7 protein-coding genes are annotated in these 5,864 nt (G+C 57.7%); 4 read left to right on the top strand and 3 right to left on the bottom strand.

Going from position 1 to position 5,864, the window contains the following annotated elements; translation table 11 throughout:
* Positions 1-108: 108 nt before the first annotated feature.
* Positions 109-528: an oxygenase MpaB family protein gene (locus AC1D34_RS33310; RefSeq protein WP_476826541.1), complete on the top strand. Its 420-nt coding sequence runs from the start codon at positions 109-111 to the stop codon at positions 526-528.
* 187 nt (positions 529-715) lie between these two features.
* On the opposite strand, the gene AC1D34_RS33305 is transcribed toward AC1D34_RS33310, so the two are convergent.
* The gene (locus AC1D34_RS33305) at positions 716-1,381 is read right to left on the bottom strand and encodes a LuxR C-terminal-related transcriptional regulator (protein WP_441509068.1); all 666 of its coding nucleotides are present in this window, start codon (positions 1,379-1,381) and stop codon (positions 716-718) included.
* Between the two features lie 441 nt (positions 1,382-1,822).
* Between AC1D34_RS33305 and AC1D34_RS33300 the strand changes: the two genes are divergently transcribed.
* Positions 1,823-2,251: a Ros/MucR family transcriptional regulator gene (locus AC1D34_RS33300; protein WP_476826540.1), complete on the top strand. Its 429-nt coding sequence runs from the start codon at positions 1,823-1,825 to the stop codon at positions 2,249-2,251.
* 66 nt (positions 2,252-2,317) lie between these two features.
* Here the strand turns inward: AC1D34_RS33300 and AC1D34_RS33295 are convergent, their stop codons facing one another.
* Positions 2,318-2,524, bottom strand: coding sequence for a cold-shock protein (locus tag AC1D34_RS33295; protein ID WP_441509066.1), 207 nt, complete (start codon positions 2,522-2,524; stop codon positions 2,318-2,320).
* Positions 2,525-2,765: 241 nt separating this feature from the next.
* Between AC1D34_RS33295 and AC1D34_RS33290 the strand changes: the two genes are divergently transcribed.
* Positions 2,766-3,239: a Ros/MucR family transcriptional regulator gene (locus tag AC1D34_RS33290; RefSeq protein WP_441509065.1), complete on the top strand. Its 474-nt coding sequence runs from the start codon at positions 2,766-2,768 to the stop codon at positions 3,237-3,239.
* A 146-nt stretch (positions 3,240-3,385) separates the two neighbouring features.
* Here AC1D34_RS33290 and AC1D34_RS33285 read toward each other — a convergent pair whose 3' ends face one another.
* The gene (locus tag AC1D34_RS33285; RefSeq protein WP_441509064.1) at positions 3,386-3,814 is read right to left on the bottom strand and encodes a CBS domain-containing protein; all 429 of its coding nucleotides are present in this window, start codon (positions 3,812-3,814) and stop codon (positions 3,386-3,388) included.
* Positions 3,815-4,423: 609 nt separating this feature from the next.
* On the opposite strand from AC1D34_RS33285, the gene mddA reads away from it, so the two are divergent.
* On the top strand, positions 4,424-5,233 hold the full coding sequence (mddA, locus tag AC1D34_RS33280) for a methanethiol S-methyltransferase (protein WP_441509063.1): 810 nt from the start codon (positions 4,424-4,426) through the stop codon (positions 5,231-5,233).
* Positions 5,234-5,864 lie beyond the last annotated feature (631 nt).

The raw sequence follows: 5,864 nt of genomic DNA, 5'->3' as shown, positions 1-5,864 counted from the left end.
TGATCACCATCACCAGCATCGGCATGAGTATCGTCAGCACTGTGTTGATGATCATCATTAAGCCCTGACACGGCGACCTCCTCGTCTGAGAGGCGAGATCATCCAGACTTGGATCCAGCCGCGGAAGGTGGCGCGCTCGCACCAGGTACACCGAAGGAGCCGAGCCGGCTCTACGGCGCCAAGGGAGTTCCCAGATCGCTTGAGGCGTGGCGCGTGATGCTTGCTGAGGTCGAGCCCACGCTGACGCACGCGGATGTCCTTGAAGAATTCCTGGATTTAATGATGCAAGCGCCGCTCATCCCGAGGCCCTTGCGTCCGATACAACACATCATGATCCGTGCCGCTTTCGAGCTTATTCCCTCGAAACTGCGCGAGACGCTGGAACTGGATCACCGTCGCCTCACACACCTCCAGCTTAGATTCGTTAAACTGGTAGGGCGAATTGCCGATCGAACCCCCATTACCGCTGCACCTCCCGTGCAGGCTTCCATTCGAATGGGCCGCGATCCTTTCTTCCTTTATCGCTAGGTGTGGGGCGTCAACAGATTGCCMTTTTCGGTTGGTCCTTGCTGTGTAGGGCCCTGGCTCCGATCTGGCGCAGGCCATCGCAGAAGGCGTGGGCTTTGAAGCAGGGGCCATGTCGGCCATGACGCATTCTCGCAAGCAACCGTGACGCCAAATCCAGCCGCTGGAGGCAACATGGACGCCACGTTTCCTATCCTCTTGTGCCCGGAATATTCGCTGCGGCATTCAGCTTCTGCGCCGTAATGACGACCTCAAGACGATTGCGGGCGTTCAGCTTCGCCATCAAATTGGTCATGTAGCCCTTGACGGTCTTATCGCTGAGCGAAAGCTCATGGGCGATCTCGCTGTTCTTCTTCCCGAGCAGGAGCAATTTTACAATCTGCTCCTCCCGAACGCTTAGTCTGTTGCTGATCGCCTTCTGTCGTTGCAGAGCCTTATCCTGCAAGGCACCAATTACCTTGGTTGCAAAGGCTGGTGTAACATACACATCGCCCTGCTGCGTCGCCCCTAGAGCCTGGAAGAGATCCTCTCCGGGGCTCCCCTTCAGGACATAGCCCCTGGCCCCCATATCCAAGGCCCTGATTGCATCATCCGCATTTGTCGAGGCTGTGAACACAATGATCTTCGTCTCGGGAGCGAACTTCAACGCATCTGAGATTGCCTGAAAAACATCTCCCGCCATGTTGAGATCGACAATCATCTGATCGGGGTGGTGGCTTTTGGCGATCAACACGATGTCGTCCGCGACATTTCCTGTCGCGGCGAGGGTGAAACCGCCCCAACGCTTCAGCAGCGCACCAATACCCTCCATCAGCAGTGGATGATCGTCGACGATAGCAATCAAACGCTCCGGCATGGTTTTAGAACCCCGTACTACCTCCCCAGGCCGACCCGGATGTTTGCGTAGCCACCGCTTTTTGTAAATGCTTCGAAAATCGAAATATCTCTAAAGGCATCACTTAGCATCAGATCTAACTCTAGGACATTCGTGTAATTCGCGTTTCCGGAGCCTGAGCGAATGGCGTCCAAGGCTCTCGATGTGAAGCCCCGAGCCGTTGAGTTCGTGTTTTGCCTGCTGCGGTCGAGTGTACCGTGCGAGTTTCCGGGCAGAAGCCTCTAGCGTGTCTCGGCTCAGCAGCCCGCCATACTTCGGACTGATCCCAAGGCAAATATGAACCGATCGCTGTATTGAATTTATGACCTAGGGACACGAGATGTATCGTAATCGTTCTTCGTTTTCGTAGTCACTCAGAACGCGAGTGGAGCGCTCAGAAATTTAGCGTGAAGGATACCAGACATGGATCAGGACACTGGAACTCCGAATTTCGTCGAATTAACATCGGATATTGTTTCGGCTTTCGTAAGTCACAATTCGGTGCCCGCAACTGAACTGCCGGACTTGATCGCGAAGGTCCAACAATCGCTAGGGAAGCTGGTGTCGCCTGAGGTTGCCGCTCCCGTTGAAGAGAAGCGCGAGCCCGCCGTTTCAATAAAGAAATCAATCGCGCCAGATTATCTGATCTGCCTGAATGATGGACGGAGGTTCAAGAGTCTCAAGCGTCATCTGYGGACGGCTTACAATCTTACTCCCGACGACTATCGGAAGATGTGGGGCCTTCCCCCGGACTATCCGATGGTAGCCCCAGCCTATGCCGAGGCTCGGTCGCAACTTGCCAAGAAGATGGGCCTTGGTCAGCAAAGGCGGATGCGCTCGCGGGCTGCATGATGGCCCTTAGAAATTGGACGATTCGTCAAAAGAAAATCCGCCCACTGATGTGGGCGGCTTGATATCTCAGACCTTAAGATTAGCCGCAGATTCTTTGCCACTGCGGCGGTCCGCTTCAACGTCATACGTAATCTTCTGACCTTCTGCTAACCCTCGAAGACCAGCCCGCTCCAAGGCCGTTGCATGGACGAAGACATCTTTACCTCCGACATCCGGCGTAATGAACCCATAACCCTTGGTTTCGTTATACCACTTGACCGTTCCAGTCGCCATATTGGTTTCCATAGCTTTAGTGACGCGTCCCACCAAAGCGTAGGGTAGAATCCGAATTATGCAAGGCGGCATTGTAAGAGACGGTCATCTCCTCCTCCGAATTGCTTCATCTAGCCGTGAACCGCGATTGCTATCGAAAGAACACGTTCGATGACCGCTCAGCCGCGAAATGAACATTGCATTTTGGGGAGAACATAGGTTAGGTACGCGGTTAAAGCAGGCTTTTATTTCAGGAAGAACCATGCGCGAAGAAAATGACAATGTAGTTGATCTAACGGTAATGGTTGTTTCGGCCTACGTCGCCCACAACAATGTTCCTCCCGCGGACCTTGTTGCGCTAATTTCGAGCACTCATTCCGCTCTCACGCAGCTCGGAGCCAAACCCGAAGCTCCGCCTGTACCTATCGCGCTTGTGCCGGCGGTTTCGATCAAGAAATCGGTCACGCCGGACGCCATCATCTGCCTCGAAGATGGCAAGGCATTTAAATCCCTCAGGCGCCATCTGGGCACGGCCTACAATCTCACGCCTGAACAGTACCGCGCAAAATGGGGGCTACCCTCCGACTATCCGATGGTCGCACCCAACTATTCGGAAGCTCGGGCGAAGCTCGCAAAGGCTTCTGGCTTGGGGCGCAAGGCCAAGCCGGTTCCGGCGGCCGCTCCCGAGAAGCCCGTGCGTGCGAAGCGAGCTACGCGCAAGAAGGTCGCTGGCTAAGCCCTGAGACCAATCCTGGGCCAACATGGCAATCGTATCGAGCGCCAACCAGGTCGCAAGAGACCGCTACGGTTCAGGACTTCAACTGAGCCGTAGTAGGAGGCAAGCAGGCCAGCTTCGCCGCGCCATCTCACAATCGCCGCGGACTATGCCGCTGGGCGCCCTGCAGGCTCCACGATGTCTGTTAGGGCGTCTCCGGCGGTTTCCGGGCTGTCCTTGAGCGCGCCGTCAGCAAGCGAGACCACGCCGACGAGCCGCTTGTTGCGATCGACAACGGGAAGGCGTCGGATTTGGTTGTCCCCCATATTGTGGATGACGTGGTCCATCTCCTCATCCTCGAAGCAGTATTTGACATCGCGCGTCATCACGTCGCGAACCAGGGCCAACCCATCACGCCCCTCGGCAAGAGCCCGCACAACAATATCGCGGTCGGTGATCGTGCCGACCAATCGATCGACGTCGCCGACGGGTAGGAAGCCAATATCCTCTTCGGCCATACGGCGAGATACCGCCTGCAAGGTCTCGTCCGGGCGGGCGATATGAGCCCCTCGGGTCATCGCTTCGGATACCTTCATATCAATGACTCCTCTCTTCGACGTGAGGGTTCAACGCTCCGGTGCCGGTACCGTTCCAGTTGACTTCGTCACCTGCGCCGGCGCGATCGTGCCGGCGGAATCCATGCCGCCGCTATCCTCGGCAACCGCCCCTATTCCTATTTCGGCCCCCTCGGAGACCTCGTCCGAAGGCCAACGCTGACCAATGTCAACGACCCGCGCGATCCTGATCGCCTGACCTCGTCTGGGGAAACCATGCACCGCGGCTCCCGCAACGAACTCGGACGCACGTGATGGGCACGAAGTTGTCGTGATCGAGAGATGCGAACTCGCCGAACCGCTCGGCGCCGGCGCCAGCGCAGCAAGCGAAACGGCAACTTCCACCGGCCTTGCCGCTAGGCAGCATCGAGGCATGCCACGCCATCCCTGAGCTTGGGGGAGTCCCTTTGCTGCATGTGACTTCCATCACAGTCACACTGCGGATCGTCGAATATCACGCCGGACAACGCTGTGGAGACAGATCGCTAAGGACCCAAGGTCAATCGGACATCACGCCATATCCGAACATCTTCACCGCACTTTACCGCGACACCGGCCGACTGCGACGTCGCGTCAACCGAGGTACCAGCCATGCGCAAGACCGCGATCCTTCTCTATGGCCTCCTGTCATACGCGTTCTTCTTCCTGACCTTTGTTTATGCGATCGGTTTCGTCGGCGGGTTTCTTGTGCCGAAGGGTATCGACGACGGGCCGTCAACGCCGGCTGCGCAGGCACTCCTGGTCAACTTCGCATTGCTGTCGCTCTTTGCGATCCAGCATAGCGTCATGGCCCGTCCAGGGTTCAAGCGCTGGTGGCTCGGCTGGATCGATCCCACGTTGGAGCGGCCCACTTATGTGCTGCTCGCAACGGTGGCCCTTGCGCTCCTGCTGTGGCAATGGCGGCCCCTGCCGGAGAGCGTCTGGAGCGTGACCAATCCGACGCTGGCGGCCACTCTGATCGCGCTCTCCCAGTTCGGATGGCTGTTCGTCCTGCTCTCGACCTTCATGTTCAGTCATTTCGAGCTGTTTGGGCTGAAGCAGGTATTCGTGCGTTTCGCCGACCGTAGGATGCCGGAGGCCGAATTCAGGACGCCGGGTCTGTACAAGCTTGTTCGGCATCCGATCTATCTCGGCTTCATCATCGCCTTCTGGGCTACTCCCGTCATGAGCCAGGGCCATTTGCTCTTCGCGGCAGGGACGACGGCCTACATATTGGTTGGCATCATGCTGGAAGAGCGCGACCTGATCGCGTTGTTCGGCGACGACTACAGGCGCTACCGCGAGCGCGTCGCGATGCTCCTGCCGCTTTGGGGCCAAATCCGTTCGGCGCAACGCAATCCAGCATCGCCCCGCACAAATGACACGACGTGGTCGGCTCAGCCGCCCTCACGTTCGCCCTGATCATAGGCATCAATCCGGACGCCGGGTTTTCCGAGTGCCAGAAAGGAAACTCGCGATTTCAGCGGGTTTCCTCCGATGCTCACGGCCGTCCGGGAATCAGGGAGTGTATAACGAGGGGTAATCGGGGTCTTTCCGCTTGGCAGCGGGTTTGACTCGGGAGATCATTGCAACGCGGCTTATGTTGCTTTGGGTCTGGGGAAAAATGAGCGTCACCGCCATGCTTTACGCCCTCATTGGGCTCTCGGCTCTCCTTGTCGTGGCTGTCTTCGTGCACACGAAGGATGACAGCCGGCGTCAACGCCGGCACTACGATCTGCGGCACCGCGGCACCTACGGTGCGTTTAGCCGAAGGATCCGCATTTGAGATTGGCGATCAGTGCCAGTTGTCGATGTCACGCTCGTGGGCGTCCTCGTCAACGCTGAGCCAGCACTCGGTCATCGGGACCCAGAAGCTCTCATAGGTAAACTCGAAGCCGACATTGGCTCTACGGCGTCTGATCCGGGCCGAACCTGGGGAGGTCGCCGGGAGGCCTTGGAGATGTGTCGGCTTAACCGCTACCCGGCTCCCGCTCGAAGCATTGCATGGCGAGGTCGTGGTCAAGCAAGGACAGGATCATGCCTTGCCCCTCCG

The organism is Allobosea sp. P1_A7 (assembly GCF_056406775.1).
This window is presented reverse-complemented; position numbering and strand designations above follow the sequence as displayed.

Coding starts and splice junctions, on each gene's coding strand:
- AC1D34_RS33305 (WP_441509068.1), bottom strand. CDS start 1,381: ATGCCGGAGCGTTTGATTGCTATCGTCGACGATCATCCACTGCTGATG.
- AC1D34_RS33285 (WP_441509064.1), bottom strand. CDS start 3,814: ATGAAGGTATCCGAAGCGATGACCCGAGGGGCTCATATCGCCCGCCCG.
- AC1D34_RS33290 (WP_441509065.1), top strand. CDS start 2,766: ATGCGCGAAGAAAATGACAATGTAGTTGATCTAACGGTAATGGTTGTT.
- AC1D34_RS33295 (WP_441509066.1), bottom strand. CDS start 2,524: ATGGCGACTGGAACGGTCAAGTGGTATAACGAAACCAAGGGTTATGGG.
- mddA (WP_441509063.1), top strand. CDS start 4,424: ATGCGCAAGACCGCGATCCTTCTCTATGGCCTCCTGTCATACGCGTTC.